This is a genomic window from Shewanella sp. H8, from assembly GCF_040285065.1.
GTDB lineage: Bacteria > Pseudomonadota > Gammaproteobacteria > Enterobacterales > Shewanellaceae > Shewanella > Shewanella polaris.
The window spans coordinates 1,224,071-1,243,435 of sequence record NZ_CP157213.1 but is presented as its reverse complement, the minus strand read 5'-3'; the positions used below and the strand labels follow the sequence as shown (position 1 = coordinate 1,243,435).

Below are 19,365 nucleotides of genomic sequence, written 5' to 3'. Positions count from 1 at the left end.
TACCTCGTCACCTCACAATGTGGATTATAAAGACAAAATACAATCAACATTCGAAGTCGGCACACACTTAAATTAAGCAACTGAAGAGTTAAATCGACAAATGTTTATGAAAACCAGCCTTAAACTGATATCCGTACTGAGTCTTACCTCTATCTTGCCAGTCTATGCACAAGTGGTAAATTTTAATGATTACGGGCCGTTACAGGTCTATGCTCAATCACCAATGCAATCGATCAATCTTAGCCCACTGTTACGCTCTGGTTTTTCGTTGCCAGAAGGGCAAAAGGAATGGTATATCACAGCGAATGCGGCTAGTGTCTGGTCAGAGTCTGACGTGCTATTAGCTGATTATTATCAAAATGCAATTAGCAGTGGTCTAAAATGGCAAATCACCGAAGATTTACTGTTTGATGCCAATTACACTTGGCAATTTAGCGGTGATAACCATCTGGACTCATTAACAATGTGGTTTCATGATGCTTTTGGTTTTGATCAAAATGGCCGTAAGCAACAAGCTAAACATCAAAACCAAATCCACTCAAAAAAATACGGTATCAATATTGATAGTTTTACAGAGGACTCCCTCAATAATTCTTTCAGTGCCTATTTAGGCTATCAATTATTGCATAATGAACATCACGGCTTATCAGTCGGTGGAACGTTATATTACAAGTATGTCGATTCCGGTCCATTTGCTGACGAAAGTTTCCAACAGAGCGTACAAATTAACTACGGTTATCACAATGGTAACCACCATGTTAATTCAACTCTTGGAGTCAGCTTTTTAAACGATAAGGAACCTTTGTCACAAAGGGACTTTGAACCATATTACTTAATGCTGGGGCTGGGTTATGAATACCGTACAGGCCGACATGGTTGGTTAGCTGAATATCATCGCTACGATGGCATGGTAGACTGGGATAAAAATTTCTCACAAGCATCTAACGAAGCCCTGTTGGGCTATCGCTATTACTTCAACACTAGTGCCATAGAGTTAACCATGATCGAGAATTTTTTGAATATGGATAACAGTGCAGATATTGCCTATACCTTAGGTTATCGCCATAAATTTTAATATGAACCCGGTATCGCCTATTAATTAATGTCATCAGTGATGGGTAATACATAAGTATCTGTATAAATGACGGATTAATAGATTGATAATCTACCTTATACTCGAAAGGGGTTGCAGCGTTAATACACTCAAGTTAGCGTTACGTCGCTTGGGTGTATTAGCATTGATAATACTAAATTTAAAAGTATTAGAGTACTAGACCGTTTAATTAAAAAATGAATTATACCGCTACGGTGTCGTCTGTAATATCACAACCTATCACTCTGTTCCTGCCTCGGTCCTTCGATAAATACAGCTGTTTATCCGCCGCCTTAACAAGGTCTTGGTAAGATGAATCACCACGAGGCGTAATCGTTGCTACTCCTGCGCTAATAGTCACAAAATCTGATACCTCAGAATTTTCATGAGTGATTTTAAGTGACAAAATACTGTCGACGATTTGCTGTGCCACATAAGTGCCGCCAATAGCGTCAGTATTGGGTAAAATACAGATAAACTCTTCACCACCATAACGCGCCACTAAATCATAAGGTCGATTAACTGTATCTTGTATTTTCTGGGCCACTATACGTAAACATCGATCACCTTCGGCATGACCATAGTTATCATTGAAGTGCTTAAAAAAATCAATATCGAGCATAATAATGGTCAACGGATGCTTATCTCGCGCACATTGCAACCAACAAATAGGCAAAGTTTGTTCAAACTTACGTCGATTGGCTACCCCCGTTAATGCATCGAGTAGTGCAATAGTGCGTAATAAATCAGTCTGTGATTTTAACATGATCTGATTTTTAACCCGTGTTTTGGTGATCACCGGATTAATGGGCTTGTGAATAAAATCCACAGCCCCTAACTGAAAGCCCTTCACCTCTTTCTCTTCATCAAAATGACCAGAGACAAAAATAATGGCAATATCTTCAGTATCAGGATCATTCTTTAAATGCGCGCACACATCAAATCCGTTCATCATCGGCATTTCAATGTCTAACAACACAATATCAGGATTGACTTTTTTACACATATCAATAGCCTGTTGACCATCACGGGCCATAAAAATGTCATAATCATCCTGCAGCAGTTGATGTAATATTTTAATATTCACAACCTGATCATCAACTAACAGTATTTTGCCTCTAACTGGTGCTACGCCAGAAATATATTCATCTATGAACACGCATCACTCCTTTATTATCGATTTCAGGGTATCGATAGCATCCAAAAACTCAAGTTGATTCACTTGTTTCTTCAACTTTAACACTTGGTCATCAAGCTCTACATTACTTAATAAAAGCTCAAGATACTCTATGGCATCTAAATTTTGTTCCACTAACAACGCCATTAATTGATCCATTTTATTCAAATCTACGCTCTTTATCGGCAATAGTATTTTTTTCTCTAGCGAATCTGCTGTTAATTCTTCGCTTTCGTCTGGAAATAACGTATCCAACATATGTAAACTGTCGTTAATCTGGCCTTGCATTTGACTTAGGTAAATGGCTGGCTCGACATCAACAGCATGCTTCATATTTTGCTCTAACGTAGCAGCAAAAGCAGCAAGTCGCTTAGCACCAATATTACTCGCAGTACCTTTAATTGTATGAGCAACAAGACTGATAGCATTGTTATCTTGTTGCTCAAAAGCCTGAGTGAGTAATGATAATTGCTCATTCATTTCAGATGCAAAATGATGTTTCACATCAATGATAAATGCGCGTTCACCACCAAAACGACGTAAAATAGAATCTGCATTTTCTATAATGGCATCATCATTAAACCCATCAGATAATGCTATCGGCAGATTATTAACGAGCGAATCTGAATAACTATTGTCTTCACGTCCTAAGAGCCTAAGCATACAAGGTAATAAACTCGTCATGTCTATTGGCTTACCAATATGATCATCCATACCAGCTTCCAAGCATAATGTTTTATCAGCAAGCGATGCATTAGCCGTCATAGCCAAAATAGATAAATCATTAAATCGACCATCAGCGCGAATAAGACGAGTGGCCTCAAGTCCATCCATAACTGGCATTTGCATATCCATGATAACAATATCAAATTGATTATTTGATTTAGTGACCCAATCTACACCCTCAATACCATCTTTAGCCAAGGTAACAACCGCACCTTGCAATCGTAATAACTCATCAATCACTTGGCGATTAAGCTGATTATCTTCCACCACCAACACCCTGACGCCTTTTAATACTAAATGAGTTATTTTTTTAGCGGGTAACGGCAGTGCGACCCCATTAATTGCTTGAAAAACGGCTTCAAGCATTAAATTGGCCGTCACAGGTTTAGTGAGCATATTAACAAAAGGCGGTTGAAGGTATTGTTTGGTTTGTTCCATCACCTCTGCACCATATGCAGTTAACATAATAATCGCAGGCGCTTTGCCTACAGCAAACATAGTTTGAATATGATTGGCGGTTTCCAAACCATTCTTATCAGGCATACGCCAATCCATAATAATCACATCATAATGATTACTGGCATGTAAACTTTGCTCAATTAGATCAATAGCCTGTTTACTATTATGTGCTTCATTCACAACTGCGCCATGAGTCGTTAAGGTTTTTGATAAAATTTTACGGCTCATCTTACTGTCGTCAACAATCAGAATATTCTTATCTTGTAAATCTATATCAGAATCACTGCTTGTCGCTTCAACAATATTAAACGTTAAATCAAACCCAAAACGACTCCCTTCACCAACCTGACTCGATAGGGTTAATTCTCCCCCCATTAACTCAATTAAATTTTTAGTAATCGCTAATCCCAATCCTGTTCCGCCAAATCGTCTTGACGTTGAGGATTCTGCCTGGACAAAACCTTGGAAAATTTTATCGCCCTGTTCCTGACTAATTCCGATGCCAGTGTCGGTAATCGAAATAGTCAAATTCACTTGGTTTGCTGTAAATTCGTTACAAAGCACACTGACAATAACGTGACCTTCTGCCGTAAATTTAAGCGCATTACCCGCAAGGTTTAACAACACTTGGCGCAAACGAAGCTCATCACCTTCAATCAAGTACGGAATAGCAGGATCTAAATCAAAAATAACTTCTACATTTTTACTGTGTCCATTAGTTGCCAGCATCACTGCTAACTCGCGCATTAAGGTTTCGAGTTTAAACGGATGAAAATCAAGTTCTAACTTACCCGCATCAATTTTAGAAAAGTCTAAAATATCATTTAATAGTCCTAATAATGATTTTGCTGCACTCTCGGCTTTAGTCACATAATCAGCTTGTTGGAGGCTCATATCAGAATGTTGAATAAGTTGAAGCATACCTAATACGGCATTCATTGGAGTACGTATTTCATGGCTCATATTGGCTAAAAATGCAGATTTAGCGGCACTGGCCGCATCAGCAGCTTGCTTAGCCAATCTCAAGGTTTGTTCTAGTTCTTGTTGCTCAGTAATGTCACGGTTAACCCCAACAATACGCACGGGTTTATTCGATTTGTCGTAATATATTTGGGCACCAGCATGGATATAACGAATTTGATTTGAGCGGGTAATAATCCTAAATGTCGTCTCATAAGTGGGTGTTAAAGAATCTACCGCTTGTTGAAAAGCCGTTTCTGCCATATTGAAATCATCTGGATGCAGTCGTTGTTGCCAATGTCGGTAATTTAATCCTGCTTCACCGAGCGCTAATGGATAATCGTACATGGCAAACATACGATCATTCCACTGTAGGTTATCAGCCACTAAATCTAAATCATAAATACCTAACTCAGCCACTTCAGCTGCTTTGGTCAATTGATTACTGGTAGACAACAATTCTTTTTGCTGCTTGAGCATTTTATCAATATTTACGGCTACGCCCAGAAAACCGATAACCTCACCATTATGGTCGCGCATAGCAGATAACGATAACGACACTTGGCATTGAGAAAAATCTTTACGTACATATGTCCAAGTACGCGTTTCGGGGCCGACATTTTTCGGCCCGTATACAAACACATCCGAAATACCAACATCTTCGCCAAACTCTTCACTTAACTCTTTACTGCGTTGACGAACTTCAGCGGGAAGATGCCATATTGCAGGACTTTGTATGCCCACAACTTCTTCTGCCTGGTAACCAAGTAATAACTCCGCACCGCGATTAAAAATATTAATAATACCGTCATCGTCGGTCGAAATAATGGCGACTTCCGATGCGGCGGCAAGCACATTGGTAAGTAAAGCCGCGAGTTCATTATTTTCAAGTTGGGTATTTTTACGTTCAGTAATATCAATTCGCAATGCAATACAACGTTGAAGATTACCGTTCTCATCCATAACAGGGGCTATAACGGTATCAAACCATTTAATATTACCTTGCCTATCATTATTACAAACTTCACCTTGCCAAGTTTTACCAGAGATAATGCTTTGCCACATATCCGCCCAAAAAGCATCATCATGTTCGTTAGACTTTAAAATTGAATGTTTCTGGCCGATCATTTGCTCGCGGGTAAAGCCTGACGTAACACAGAAATAATCGTTAACCGCTAGGATAACCCCATCACTGTTGGTTTCTGAGTACAGTAATTGTTGATTAATATTATCCAGCAAGGTTTTATTTTCTAACAAGGCTTGTTGTAAAGCATGAGTTCGTTCAGTTACTTCTCGCTCAAGTCGAGCATTATGGTTTAAAATTTGTTTTTCAGCTTTTTGCTGAAGCGTAATATCACGAATAGTTTGACTCACACCGGTGATCACGCCTAATTCATTATAAATAGCCATTGACGTCATCGAGGTTGAGAGCAACTCATTATCTTTACGCTTGTGCTGGCACACATAATTTAATATCGGCTTCCCCTTCAGCACTTGAGCAAAGTGTAATATCTCTCGTTCACTATCACCTTCAGGAATAATAAAATCAGTACTTTTAGAGCCAATGACTTCATTTTCATTATAATGAAAAAGGGTTTCAGCACCCTGATTCCATCCTGTGATAATGCCATCACAATCATAACTAATAATGGCATCAAGAGAATGCTCAAGAATATTAGCGCGTCTTGCTGTATCGGCTAACAGTATCCGTTTACGACGCTGATTAAACACATATAATCCAACCACACCTGCAAGTAATAGGCTTAAAATAAAACCATAAATAAAGACGAGAGTAGGATTAGTTAAATGTAACTGACTAATAAAATTAGGATACGCGGTTAACGACACTTGCCACTTGCGGCCAAAAATATCTCGTTCCATCGATGAATTATATTCGGAGAGAATATTGGTATCATCAGCATGGGTTTGAAAAAACATTACGGTATTTTTATCATCCGTAACATCAACTAATTTCAACTTTGTTGAATTTCTTGATAGGGAAATATTCGCAAATACTTCATTAGCCACTAACGGTGCATAGCTCCAACCAAAAGCTTGTTCTTCTCTTTCTTTAAGGGTGACGGGGGTAAAACCTGTATGGTAAATCGGCATTAAAATTAAAAATGCTTGTAAAGGATGGCCACTAGCTTGTACTAAGGTTATCGGCCCGGTTAAGCGAACCTCACCGCTTAAATACGCTTGTTTTGCCGCATTCATGCGGTTATCTTCCGAGGCGATATCTAACCCTATAGCAGAATTACTATATTCTATAGGTTCAATATATTGAATAACATAGCGTTCACCATCATGAGCATTTAGCTGCTTAATGGTAAAATCAGGCCAATTATCTAATTTCTGTTTTTCAACAAAACGGGCTTCATCGGCAACCGGTATCCGGCGAATATAGCCAAATCCTCGAGCACCCGGGAACTCGGTTGCAATATCGCGAGTTAAGCTATACTTTTTAAAAATTTCGCGGGTAATATTATCTTCACCTACCGTAGCAACCGCACCACGAGAACCTCGTAAACCATATTGATACTGTACGATACGATCAATAATATTATTGGTAACTTGCTCGGTTACAGTGTTAAGTGATTGGCTAATAATGATATTATTTTGATTCTTAACATTTACAGCAATACCAAAACTGACCACTAAACCTAAGGTCAAAACACCTAAACCCCATTTTAGTGCATTTTTGTAGCTAGATAGTTTGGTCATTTTAATAATTAATTAAGAGTCATTGCGATTCACTGTGGACGATAAAATCATTTTTTACAAGCTAGACATTGAAAAATATAGTTTTTTAAACCGTGCCAATGTCATATTACTAGGGAGGTAATTTAAGAAGAAACTGATAGATAAAAAGCGATAGCAAGAAAAGGGAAAAACTGACGAATGGTCAAGATGATCTCAAAAAAGTCTCCACCACACTTTGTGACGTTTTGAATCACTATAAATATTAAATTTAAACCATTTTTGAACAGTCATTCAAATGGTGTTATTATAGTCATTATTGCTTTATTGATAACAATTCGGTTTAATCAGATAATCCATATATAAAGTACGATGAGGATGAGATGTCATGGCAAAGAAGAATTACCAAAGAGAAGACGTGTTAGATAACGTCATCAAGTTGTTTTGGCAGCAAGGCTATGCAGCATCAAGCATTCAACAAATCACTAAAGCCACCGGTTTAAAGCCTGGTAGCATTTACCATGAGTTTGAAAGTAAAGAAGGGCTATTCCAAGCCGCGTTAGCACGCTACGCTGAATTTTCAATAAACGCAGTTCACCAAAAAATGGCCGATGCACCAAGTGTTAATTTGGCGATTAAACAAATTTTACAAGATTTGGTAGAGCAATCTAAAGCCTGCGACTATTGCGGTTGTTTTTTAATTAAAACGCAACTGGAATTGGCATCACAAGGCAATAAGTTATATCAGTTTGCCTCAGCCCAACTGGCCAACATTGAGCTAATTTATGTAGATTACTTACGTAAAAGCCACACCGAAGAACAAGCTAAAGCTTATGCAGCACAGTTAATGACCGTGATTTTTGGTATTCGTATATACGGCTACCAAGCTGACTCCGCAAACACAATAAATCAGACTATTAATGCACTACTACCTTGGTTAAGTGCTTAAATCACACTTTACGAGAATAGTATTTTACTCATATTTTGGCTTGCAGATTTTGACGCGTAACATTGCGAATAATGTTAATGACTGGTGAATGATATGAGCCAATTCGATGGCCTTTTTTAAACCCATGATTAGCACCTAAACACCAGCATTAAGTGTTGGTGTTTTTATGTTTAGCGGAATGATTTATAACGATAAACCTTTTACCGTTATAAATTATGTTGGATAAGCCAATCCGACCAATGATCGGATTGGCAATGAGTATTAGAACGGTGCGTCTATATCAACCACTGAGATCAACTTGTGATTGACGAACTCCTTGATGCCGAGACCAACAAGTTCGCGTCCATACCCTGAACGTCTTATACCACCAAAGGGCAAGTCTGCTTTAGCCATTGTAGGGTGATTAACGAAAACCATACCTGTGGACATTCGCTTAGCGACTTCTGCTCCGTGCTTTGCATTGGCGGTAAAAACTGACCCACCCAAACCAAACGGTGAATCATTTGCAATATGCACAGCGTCATCTTCATCCTTTGCACGAAACAACATCGATACCGGACCAAAAAACTCCCAGTTGCGCGCTGGGTTATCTTGTGAAATATCAGTCAGAATGGTCGGTTGCACAAAATTGCCCGAATCAGGAACACTTGGCCCTACTTCAGTTGCCGTGGCACCATAAGAAACCGCTTGGCGTATCTTGTCTTTAATGTCATCTGCGGCAGCCCTAGAAGAAAGTGGTGCCAAGGTAGTGGATGGCTCAAATGGATCACCCGCTTTCAGTTTCGCAACACCGGCGATATAGCCTTCAAGAAAGCGATCATACACCTCATCAACAATGATCATGCGCTTTGAGGACACACAGACTTGACCACCATTCCAGTGGCGGCCAAAGACCGCCCAGTTGATGGTTTTTTCCATCTCAGCATCGGCTAGAACAACAAATGCATCCGCACCGCCAAGTTCAAGCGTCGATTTCTTCAAAGCCTTACCTGCCTGAGCGGCAACAACTGCACCAGCCCTTTCCGACCCTGTTAATGCTACCCCATGAACTCGTGGATCATTAATGATGGTTTCGAGCTGCGACCGTGTTGCATAGAGATTTTTAAACACCCCCTGAGGCAAACCAGCCTCCAACATTAATTTTTCAAATGCAGCAGCAGCCTGCGGAACATTAGACGCATGCTTAAGCAACAGGGTATTACCTGCAGATATTTGTGGTGCCGCAATTCGGACCACCTGATAAAACGGAAAATTCCATGGCTCAATCGCCAACAATACCCCTAGCGGCTCGGCGATAATCTCGGCCTCGCAATCGGTAACGGGCAGCTTTTGCGGTGCCAGCAGCGTTTGAGCATTAGTTGCATAATAATCAAAAATATCTGCCGACAGAGCAACTTCGGCTTTAGCTTCGGATACAAGTTTCCCCATCTCGATAGTCAGCAGATTGGCGAAATAATCAACCTCACGGCGTAATATCTCTGCCGCGGCGTGCATCACGCGTGCGCGCTCAGTAAACCCTGTTTCTTTCCATAATAAAAATGCAACATGCGCATTTTCAATCGCTTGATTAACCTCGAAGTCGGTTGCATCCGGGAAAGTGACCAGAAGAGCACCCGTATAAGGGTTACGTGTTTCATAAGTCATAATAGTTACCTTTGTTGGATAATGTACCAACGGGGGACTGGTGTTTCAAAACCGTCCCCGGTCCAATGTTGCAAAAGCTTGTGCCAGTGCGGCGTTACTCGTCCTAGGGCCAAGTCAGTACATCATGATTGTTATGGGTTAGACTTTGATTTGTTGGCCCACGTGGATCACGCGTTTGCCGAAATTCTCACCGTTAAGCAGACCGATGAATGCATGAAGAGCATTTTCCAATCCCTCAATATTCTCTTCACGGTATTTGATCTTGCCACTTTCAACCCAGCCCCCCATCTCCTTGGCAAAGTCGGGGTAGAGATAGCCAAAATCATCAAAAATGATAAAGCCTTGCAGCTTGATCTTCTTGCGTAGGATCTGCCCCATCAGCCAATTCATCCGATCCGGCCCAGCTGGCAATCCGGTTGCGTTGTATTGCGACACAAGTCCACAGAGCGGGATCCGAGCTTTCGGATTCAATAGCGGGATGACCGCATCAAAAACCTTGCCACCGACACTCTCAAAATAGACATCTATGCCATCTGGGCTCGCCTTGGCAAGTTGATCAGCAAAGTCTCCGGCCTTGTGGTCAATACAGGCGTCAAAGCCCAACTCGTCTACCGCATAAGCGCATTTTTCAGCGCCGCCGGCAATCCCGACAACACGACAGCCCATCAATTTGCCGATCTGGCCAACGGTAGCACCAACCGGACCTGTGGCAGCAGCCACTACGATGGTTTCGCCGGCCTTTGGCTCACCAATCTGTTTCAGGCCAGCCCAAGCGGTAAAGCCCGGCATACCCAAAATCCCAAGCGCCCAAGAAGGATGCAAAGGTGACTTGCCGAGGTTGGTCAACCCTGCTCCATCTGACAGAGCATAGTCTTGCCAACCATTAAAACTGAGCACGTAGTCGCCAGGGGCAAAACCATCGATATTCGAATCGACGACCTGCGCAACCGTACTCCCAACCATCACTTCACCAATCTCGACGGGGACTGCATAAGATGGTGCATCGCTCATCCGACCACGCATATAGGGGTCGAGCGAAAGAAACTCAGTCCGTAGTAGCATCTGATTACCAGATGCTACTGGAATAGCTTCCTCAATTAAGTTCAATGTGTCTTTAGTGGGTTCGCCTTTAGGTCGTTCGGCTAGAACCCATTGTCGATTTGTTTTGTTTGTCTGTGCCATGTTCAGTGTCCCCTATAGTGACGCTTCAAGAATACGACGAACATCAGTTGGGCTGATGTCATGGCGTTCACCGAGGGCAGTCATGCCATGGGCCTTCAAGTCGGTGATAATACGCTCAATCTCGGGCGCACCAATATCGTAGTCACTTAACCTTGTTTTAATACCTAATTTCTCGAAGAATGCCCGAGTCGCCATAATCGCAGCGTCAATTCTTACATCATCGGAGCCCTCGTTGATCCCCCAAACATTGCTGGCATATTGCAGCAGTTTGTCGTGTTTATGCTCGCGTTGATCGTTCATCAATGATGGCAATACAACCGCAAGTGTACGTGCATGATCAGTATTATTAAGCGCGGTGATCTCATGTCCGATCATATGAGAAGCCCAATCTTGTGGCACACCCGCACCAATTAATCCGTTCAAAGCTAATGTTGCAATCCACATCAGATTAGCGCGGATATCATAATCTTCAGGTGTCTCAAGTGCTTTTGGACCAAGCTTGATCAGAGTTCGCAACATAGATTCGGCAAAACCATCCTGAACATATGCGGCACTAGGATAAGTCAGATACTGTTCGACAATGTGGACAAAAGAATCTACCACCCCGTTGGCAACCTGACGAGCAGGCAGCGTATAAGTAATCTCGGGATCGAGTACGGAAAATAGCGGGTAACAATATGGGCTTCTGAAAGCAAGTTTCGCTACTTTATCTGGATCAGTTATTACAGCACCAGAGTTCATTTCAGATCCTGTAGCGGGCAACGTCAGCACGGTACCAAATGGCATCGCCGCCTTAATATTCGAACCGCCGGAAGTAAGGATCTCCCACGGATCACCATCATACAAAGCTGCAGCTGCAATAAATTTGGTGGCATCGATGACAGACCCACCGCCAACGGCAAGTAAGAAAGTGATGTCATTATCGTTGATGACTTGGATGGCATTTAACGTAGTAGTATAGTGCGGGTTCGGTTCTATGCCGCCAAACTCAACCAATGTACGGCCTGTAAGTGCTGCGCGGACTTGGTCTAGAACACCGGTTCTTTCCGCGCTACCACCACCATAGATAATCAATACTTTTGCATCAGCCGGAACATGCTCATTCAGATCCGCGATACGGCCTTTACCAAAGAGAATGTGTGTTGGGTTGTGAAAATCAAAGTTTTTCATGATCTAAATTTCCTTCTGTTTCAATGTGAAGGTGTACGTCTATGTGGGCGTACATCGATTTTTCTGCGCGTAGCATTTGAATGTGGGTAGATGTGATGAGTGGCTTTAGCTAGCTGCCGCGCGCTCTCTTCAATCATTTCCTAATGGCAGGCGGTGATAACGAGTTTAAGCAGATTGGCCATCTAGTCTGTCTACTGTCTGAGTAGTCAGTTATTGCCAAGCGTAAACCGCTATTGGAGAGGGGTGGTATGTTTGCTGCGACAGATTCTTGCCTAACAACGAACAATGGCTCATTCATGAGGTCATTGGCGGGTCGTTTGTAACTATCACAGCGTCCATTGGCGATAGCCTTAATGCCATACAACTTATTGTTCGTACTCGCTTGCTTCATACCTGCTCACATATAGTTTACTATATAGTCAACTATTAAAATGAATTGATGTTAGCTAAATAACGGCAATAAACTAGCCTGAATAAGACTTAAACTGCCATGGGTAAATTAATGGTTAACACGCAAAAGACACCATATATTACTAACCCATCAACATAATATGCATCCCCCAGAACACAAAATCAATGATAACCAACAAAGGTTAATACAACGCTAAGTGAATGACTCCAACAGTGAATACCAACGTAAAAAATCTGCCATTTAAAGAAGCAACAACATTCATAGTCGCATCATAGCAGAGTCTATTTTCAGTTTCGCAACGACGATTAAGGTAAACATATAAGTCGGTGGCATAATCTCTGCCAGTTCAGAATTTAACCAGTCATTGTCGAGAGTAGAAAATAATCAGAAACCATCAATATGGTGGTGATATAGCTAGCTTGTTTAAAAATAATTAATCACAGTTCACGTTTTTACCTGCTAAGTCCCATCCCATGTAACACCTAGCATTTGTAACGTCCCCGGCCAAATATCATCTAATAAAGTAGGATCGTTGCAGACCTGAGCATGGGTCAAAACCCCTTCAAAAAAGCCAAGCACACAGCGGGCACTCATAGCAGGATCGGCGACATTAATTATCCCTTCCAACTGGGCATCTCGGATTGCTGATTCAATATATTTGAGCAAATCACTAAACGTACGCTGTAACTTTTTATCCAGTTCAGGCGCGAGACCACTAATCTCGGCACCCACATTGAAATTGGGACAACCGAGGATCCGGCCATGCTTCTCGAGCGCCTCATACTGTGTTTGTCGTATATCGTCAAAATAGGATCTCAGTCGCTCTAAAGGGGGTCGAGTAGCAGAAAAGAACGTATTCATTTTCGGTTTCTTTGCTTCCCATCCCTCGCGGATCGACTCAGCAGCAAGCTCGGACTTGGAGTTGAAAAAATAGTAGAAACTGCCCTTCTTTACACCCGCGCGTTCACAAATAACATCAATCGTGAGAGTGCCATAACTGCTCTCCCACATCAGGTCTGATATTGCCCGTAGCAGACGTTCTCTACCATCACTTTTTCGACCCATTTTCTGATACCTATCATCGATTTTAATTTATTGTAGTTGACTGTTTATCTATGTCAATACTTCGGATTATTCTAGCCTTGACGTTATTTTCATAAATCAAAAGTGTCTACTGATTTAGGGGAAAATCAGGTTTCAAAATGAAATCAACATGGAAATTTGAGATGATAAAATCGAACTCATATAATTTCTATAAGGTTTAGCTTTTTAAGCTATAACGATCCACTGCTCAGTAACCGCTTACACTTATTGTGACTTAACAAAAAGCCCCGCAATGCGAGGCCTCTAGAAATATAAAGCAGCTTATTGCTCTGTCGTCTCAGGGTAAAGACTATTCCACCATTCAGGCTGATCTTTTAACTTCAAGTCAAACCAGGCCATAGTGGTATTCCACCAATCAAAGCGCGCTTGACGGCTGTTGATGTGATGGTTTTGGCCATTAAACTCAACCAATTCTACCTCTTTGCCTAACAGCTTTAGTGCGGTGTACATGTAATGGCTTTCACCCACTGGCACATTCGTATCAGCATTACCGTGGATCAGCAATAACGGCGTAGTAATTTTATCTGCATGATATAACGGACTTTGCTCAACATAGAGCTCAGGGTTATTCCACGGAAAACTGCCACGACTCGCCACACCAGAATAACCATAACCCCACCAGCCATGGCCCCAGTAAGATGATAAATTACTGATCCCAGCATGAGACATTGACGCAGCAAAAATATCGGTTTTGGTGGCTAAATACATGGTCATAAAGCCGCCGTATGACGCACCCATGTTGCCCACTCGTTTAGGGTCTACAAAACTATGCGCGTTTAAGAAGGCTTTAGTCCCTTCAATAATGTCATCAGCACTGTATTTACCCCATGCATTCACATGGCGGCCACTGAATGCTTGACCATAACCTGTTGCACCATTGGGTTGTAGCACATACACCACATAACCTTCGGCAGCCCATAAGTTAAATGGCCAACGACCAGTAAAGTGACGCCCAACAGGAGAAGTACCGCCATAGTAATACACTAATGCCGGATACTTTTTGTTGGCATCAAAGTCAGCCGGTAAATACACCCGACCATCGATATTTTGGCCAAGCTTATTTGTAAAATCGAAATCTTGGATCTCACCCAAACGGGTATTGGCATAACTGAGTTTTTGGCTGTCGAACAACAACTCTTTACGACTGGAGTTTAATGCCATTTTATACGCTTTTTGTGGCACGGTGGCCGACGTACCCGCAAACACGATAGTCGGGGTTGATTGTTCAACCGCGACACTAAAGTTAGTCACCATATCAATACCGGTGTCTATTTTGCTAAAACGACGGTTACTTTTATCAAATAAATACAGTGGTGAGCGGTCGCCTTCGGTTACGGTTAATATCACATCACCATTTTCAAGCTTAGTCATGCTGCCAATAGCGGGATCAAAGTCTTTGCTTAGCGCACTGACATTACCCTTGCTATCACGCCAATATAATTGACCATCATAATCATTCACTTCAATGGTGTTATCTTGTATGCCAACGCCATCCATAAAGCGAGGTCCCGCAGTGATGTACATGCCATCATCGGCGTATAATGCACCGCTAAAACTACGATATTCACCAATTATGGTTTCGGTTAAGTCTTTTAGATTCAATTCAATTAACTGAGTTAGTCCATGGGCAGGCTCAACATAATCAACCGGCGAGCGAGTCAATAACAGCGTGTTTTTATCGACATTACTATCAACAAAATCAGTGCTAATTTTATTATCAGTTAACTGACGAATAAAGCCTGAAGCCACATCTAATTGATAAAGTTGGCTATTGTCACGCCAATAACTCCAGCGATCTTCTAATGCTCTAAATCGCTTTGAGGTGGCTTTTTCATCGGCTTTAAACGGTTTTTGCCAACTAAATAACAGGCTGTCGCCGTACCAATGCAAACCAGACACATTCTCCATATCGGCCGCAGCAACGTGAATAACTAAGTTTGCCATATTGAGTAACTGAATTTGATTATTAGCCGCATACGCCAATTGTTTACTGTCATTGGACCATACAGCGCTGCTTGGGCGGTTATCTTGCCAGCGATACACCACACTGTTGTCTGACACCTTGCGTAACTCAGTCACTTGAATAGGGGTATCACCTTGGCTTGGCTGGTATTCAATAGTCGATTGCAATAAGTACTTACCATTAGGTGATAAGGTTAAGTCGCTAATCACTTGGGCATCAAATAGCTGTTCTGCAGAGACTCGTTGCGTTTTTTGCTCAGAAAAATCGAGCTCGTCAATATCGCTTTTTCCCTGCCAATCAAGACTAAATGGCATGTCTTGTTGCTGGCCATCGGCCAAGACTAAAATATGGTAATCGCCATTCACTAACTCTAGGCTGACTTCATTCGCTGACTTGACTAATTGGCCATTCAAATACACCTGCGGATTATCAAGCCCTTTTACCGTTAACGTACCTTGGGTAAAACGCTGGGTAGAAACAGGTAATTGATAGGCTAACCAGCCCTCACCTTCTGCTTTTGATGATGCCGTCTGCCAAGTCAGTTTTTGATTAAAAAACTGAACCGGTTTGGTATTCTTGTGGCTTGATTGCTCAATTAAACTCGCAACCAAATTTGCACGCAGCGCGTCAGCATGAGCACTTTGAAATAAGGCAGTTGCCATCTGTTGATTAACAGGGCCTAAGCGTTGAATGTGGCTGAGATCGATTTCAGTCCCGTACGCAATGCCAGAAACAGCCATCGCTAAACTGGTCAATACCAGAGAAAAAGCTTTCATTACACGTCCTTCTTATTGTTATTAGTAATAGGTCAGTTATTAGTAATAGGTCAGTTGCGATGACTATTTTCTATAATCGCTGAGGTATACCAGGTTAGTGGTATCTACTTTGCCGTCATCAGTTGCAATATCTTGTAACCAAGAATCTATAAACACATCGTTAGGGAAAAAGTGGCTGCTACGCCCTTTCGCATTGCGAGGAACCTGTCCCATAAAGGCACTAAATTCAATAAACTCATTGGGCATTAACAGCATCCCATCTTCATAGCAGTGACGCTCCAAGTGCCAGACAACATCGTTCAAATGTCCTTGCACGCTGCGATCACTTCGGGGATGAAACACACAGGTATTATATTTATCATTATATCGTGCTAATGCTAAATCAGCCTCGACACTATCCACACTTTTTTTATTGGCTAAAAACATAAAATTGGATTTTAGCATTTGCTCAAACATATTGAGAAAATCGATTTCATTACCTTTTTTCGTCGCCAAAAACGTCAAGCAATAACGGCTGGAATAATCCATCACTAATAAGTATTTTTTACGTTTAACAGTTACGCAATGCACTACCCAATGCCATTGACTACCGTCGTGTTCATGTGGCTCAACATCGATGGGGAAAACAGGCTCAGCGACTGACTCAGCAATGGTTTTATGCGGCGCAGGCTCTAAGCAAGACAACACTTCGCCTTTGCGAGTGACACTAAAAAAATCAACCGCAGCTTTGGTGCAATTAAATACTAACATTCGCTTCCTACTCACCCGGTTAAAAGCAAGTGTTACTATTTGAGGTGTGTTTTACTTATTTTGCCAAACCTATTATTAGATGTCGATGAAATCCAGTGCATCTAATCATATTGGCGCAAATAAATATCTTTTAAGGTCAGCTGATTTTTAAGATGAAATTTACAGTTATCTTAGGCTATTTTATACAAAATAGAGCTTATGGCATGTCGTTATTCTGCATAAATTAGCGATACCGCAGTAGCAAGACCCTATAACCATTTTCTGAAGTAAACAGTCCAACTGTTTTAACATCAAGAGAGTTGTTGCAAGGTATTTGCTTGCAATAACTAAAACGTATAGAAACAATAAATACTTGCTATCCTTATTCAGCAAACATAAGCCACAATATGCTAAGCAAAGTATTAAACATATTTACAGGCTCTTTTCACCATCAATTACTCATGTAACTGCCCTGATGTTACCTCGCCTATTTGACTGAAAAATGAGCGAATGACTTAATAGCTTAATAGCTTAATGCGGTTTGCATTTCATCATGTTCAAAAGCTCTAGTCATTAGCTCAATCTCTCGACTGGGAGCACCTCTTTTATTGGCATAATCTCGCCATTGTAACGTCACCTTTGCGATCTTTTTTATCACTTCCTTAGCCTCAACATCGCTAATACCAAAGTATCCAGCAACCTCAACAAGAAGGGTTAATGAAGCAGTCGAGTTCTCATAATCGATACAAGTTCGCAGACTACCACTCGAGTTATAAACAGGATTAACATCATAAAGAGGACTTAATTGCCAACCGCGACCACTATTCCATAAAAAACCATGATTTCTAAAGTGATCATCAACATTAGAAATTAATATAGAAAACGCAATCCGCTTAAAAAGTTGTTTAATGTCCACAGATGGATTCGCGCCAGTTTCTGACAACACATCAACCAATTCTAAGTAGCTACAATCATCATCACCATCGTCATGATCAGTCAAAGCCATTGCAGAAATAAAAGGTATCCGCTCACCGTGTAGCGCACCATCAGTTCGGTCAAATCGCTTCGTTAAATACACTTTTTTCCCAGCGACATCGGTTAATTGATATTCACAAACATCCAGCCCAGCATCATTTGCCATATCCATGGCGATGGCTTCCCATCGCTCTACCGAATAACCATCAGAATCCTTAGGAAATTTAGCAATATATAATGTGTCATTGCTATCTGTTACCGAGGCTTTAGGTCTTGCTCCGCCTAAAGAAGATCCGGGGGCGAACAATATGAAAAGATCATCTTCCGTATCTTCGCCACGCTCCACTCTTTCAGCCGCTTCCATTAGTTTTCCCAAGCTAACCATCGTAGGAATAGTCTTATTAATTGGGGCTTGGTAATAACCGTCAAATGAAAATCTTAGCGATCCAAGCCTTGGAAGATCTGCTACGCCAAGTAAATAATCGACTTCTGATAAAGCTCTGCGGTGTCTGCCTTCTTGCTCTGCGGCTTTAAGCTCACGCCTGTCTAATAGCTTTCTACCCCAAGTATCTGGTGCGCTATCGCCAATAGCACCAAACAATCTTTTCCCCAACGCTGGATAATGGTATCCCCTCGATTTTGGTAGCGTTGGATCAAATTGAAAAAAGGATGAGTTGGCTAACCATTCATCCTTGAATTGAAAAGAAACGGATCTCTTTCCTCTACTTTCATCTTGCTGTAACTCACCAACATGATAGCTTTGACCTTGGCTTTCTAAAAATACATCGACCTTCACTTTTTACTCCTAGGAGCTCTTTCTCTTGCATCCATTTGTAATAGTTCCTCACCAAGGTCATCATTAATTGATAACGCTTCAGGTAAAATCCCAAGTGAAAGTAAAACCATTAGATAAGAGCCCATCGCCACAGTAGGATCTCCATTTTCAATTCGTTTTAATGTCGATAACGATATTCTTGCTCGTTCTGCAATCAAATCTTGAGGCAACTTTCTCGCCAGCCGAGAACGCTTAACTTGGCTCCCCAGTTGACGACTAACTCGAACAACTTTTGGGCTGGATTTTAATTTAGACATTGGTTAACAGCTCACATATAACCTGTAAAGCATAACAATAGCTCAAATGTAAACCGTTAACAACTTACTTTATCTAAAAGAGTATTAACTTAATGGCAGAACCTAGCAGTGACGAAGTCACGTCCTAGCAGACCAAAGGTCGCCCTAGCAGTGACGAAGTCACGCCCTAGGCCCCTAATATCGTTGTTTTATTGGCCAAATTTAATATCCACTGCTAAGTTAACCTGAACGAGGGAGAATTCAACGTACTCGAT

General features: G+C 41.5%; 12 protein-coding genes. 2 read left to right on the top strand and 10 right to left on the bottom strand.

Annotated elements, in window-relative coordinates; genetic code table 11:
• Window positions 1–106: 106 nt before the first annotated feature.
• A complete protein-coding gene (locus ABIS04_RS05445) occupies window positions 107–1,075 on the top strand; it encodes a DUF3187 family protein (protein ID WP_140233685.1) in 969 nt (322 codons plus the stop codon).
• A gap of 220 nt (window positions 1,076–1,295) precedes the next feature.
• Here the strand turns inward: ABIS04_RS05445 and ABIS04_RS05440 are convergent, their stop codons facing one another.
• Window positions 1,296–2,252 carry a diguanylate cyclase gene (locus tag ABIS04_RS05440; RefSeq protein ID WP_350432845.1) on the bottom strand — a complete coding sequence of 319 codons (957 nt, stop codon included), beginning with the start codon at window positions 2,250–2,252 and terminating at the stop codon, window positions 1,296–1,298.
• Between the two features lie 3 nt (window positions 2,253–2,255).
• Window positions 2,256–7,139, bottom strand: a complete 4,884-nt coding sequence (locus ABIS04_RS05435) for a PAS domain S-box protein (RefSeq protein WP_350432844.1) — start codon at window positions 7,137–7,139, stop codon at window positions 2,256–2,258.
• A 364-nt stretch (window positions 7,140–7,503) separates the two neighbouring features.
• On the opposite strand from ABIS04_RS05435, the gene ABIS04_RS05430 reads away from it, so the two are divergent.
• On the top strand, window positions 7,504–8,064 hold the full coding sequence (locus ABIS04_RS05430) for a TetR/AcrR family transcriptional regulator (protein WP_350432843.1): 561 nt from the start codon (window positions 7,504–7,506) through the stop codon (window positions 8,062–8,064).
• 261 nt (window positions 8,065–8,325) lie between these two features.
• Here ABIS04_RS05430 and ABIS04_RS05425 read toward each other — a convergent pair whose 3' ends face one another.
• The 8 genes from ABIS04_RS05425 to ABIS04_RS05390 all read right to left on the bottom strand — a co-directional run bounded on the left by ABIS04_RS05425 (window position 8,326) and on the right by ABIS04_RS05390 (window position 19,111).
• The gene (locus tag ABIS04_RS05425; protein ID WP_350432842.1) at window positions 8,326–9,708 is read right to left on the bottom strand and encodes an NAD-dependent succinate-semialdehyde dehydrogenase; all 1,383 of its coding nucleotides are present in this window, start codon (window positions 9,706–9,708) and stop codon (window positions 8,326–8,328) included.
• A gap of 138 nt (window positions 9,709–9,846) precedes the next feature.
• Window positions 9,847–10,890 (bottom strand): NADP-dependent oxidoreductase, encoded by a 1,044-nt coding sequence (locus ABIS04_RS05420; RefSeq protein WP_350432841.1) that lies wholly within the window; start codon window positions 10,888–10,890, stop codon window positions 9,847–9,849.
• 12 nt (window positions 10,891–10,902) lie between these two features.
• Complete coding sequence (locus tag ABIS04_RS05415; protein ID WP_350432840.1) at window positions 10,903–12,060, bottom strand: iron-containing alcohol dehydrogenase; 1,158 nt, start codon at window positions 12,058–12,060, stop codon at window positions 10,903–10,905.
• Between the two features lie 871 nt (window positions 12,061–12,931).
• On the bottom strand, window positions 12,932–13,537 hold the full coding sequence (locus ABIS04_RS05410) for a TetR/AcrR family transcriptional regulator (protein WP_140233679.1): 606 nt from the start codon (window positions 13,535–13,537) through the stop codon (window positions 12,932–12,934).
• Window positions 13,538–13,837: 300 nt separating this feature from the next.
• Window positions 13,838–16,315 carry a S9 family peptidase gene (locus tag ABIS04_RS05405; RefSeq protein WP_350432839.1) on the bottom strand — a complete coding sequence of 826 codons (2,478 nt, stop codon included), beginning with the start codon at window positions 16,313–16,315 and terminating at the stop codon, window positions 13,838–13,840.
• Between the two features lie 63 nt (window positions 16,316–16,378).
• Window positions 16,379–17,065: a DUF6933 domain-containing protein gene (locus ABIS04_RS05400; RefSeq protein WP_350432838.1), complete on the bottom strand. Its 687-nt coding sequence runs from the start codon at window positions 17,063–17,065 to the stop codon at window positions 16,379–16,381.
• 502 nt (window positions 17,066–17,567) lie between these two features.
• Window positions 17,568–18,815: a HipA domain-containing protein gene (locus ABIS04_RS05395; protein WP_350432837.1), complete on the bottom strand. Its 1,248-nt coding sequence runs from the start codon at window positions 18,813–18,815 to the stop codon at window positions 17,568–17,570.
• A complete protein-coding gene (locus tag ABIS04_RS05390) occupies window positions 18,812–19,111 on the bottom strand; it encodes a helix-turn-helix domain-containing protein (RefSeq protein ID WP_350432836.1) in 300 nt (99 codons plus the stop codon). Before ABIS04_RS05390 ends, ABIS04_RS05395 begins: the two co-directional genes overlap by 4 nt.
• Window positions 19,112–19,365: the final 254 nt, after the last annotated feature.

Coding starts and splice junctions, on each gene's coding strand:
- ABIS04_RS05445 (WP_140233685.1), top strand. CDS start 107: ATGAAAACCAGCCTTAAACTGATATCCGTACTGAGTCTTACCTCTATC.
- ABIS04_RS05435 (WP_350432844.1), bottom strand. CDS start 7,139: ATGACCAAACTATCTAGCTACAAAAATGCACTAAAATGGGGTTTAGGT.
- ABIS04_RS05430 (WP_350432843.1), top strand. CDS start 7,504: ATGGCAAAGAAGAATTACCAAAGAGAAGACGTGTTAGATAACGTCATC.
- ABIS04_RS05425 (WP_350432842.1), bottom strand. CDS start 9,708: ATGACTTATGAAACACGTAACCCTTATACGGGTGCTCTTCTGGTCACT.
- ABIS04_RS05420 (WP_350432841.1), bottom strand. CDS start 10,890: ATGGCACAGACAAACAAAACAAATCGACAATGGGTTCTAGCCGAACGA.
- ABIS04_RS05415 (WP_350432840.1), bottom strand. CDS start 12,060: ATGAAAAACTTTGATTTTCACAACCCAACACACATTCTCTTTGGTAAA.
- ABIS04_RS05410 (WP_140233679.1), bottom strand. CDS start 13,537: ATGGGTCGAAAAAGTGATGGTAGAGAACGTCTGCTACGGGCAATATCA.
- ABIS04_RS05405 (WP_350432839.1), bottom strand. CDS start 16,315: ATGAAAGCTTTTTCTCTGGTATTGACCAGTTTAGCGATGGCTGTTTCT.
- ABIS04_RS05400 (WP_350432838.1), bottom strand. CDS start 17,065: ATGTTAGTATTTAATTGCACCAAAGCTGCGGTTGATTTTTTTAGTGTC.
- ABIS04_RS05390 (WP_350432836.1), bottom strand. CDS start 19,111: ATGTCTAAATTAAAATCCAGCCCAAAAGTTGTTCGAGTTAGTCGTCAA.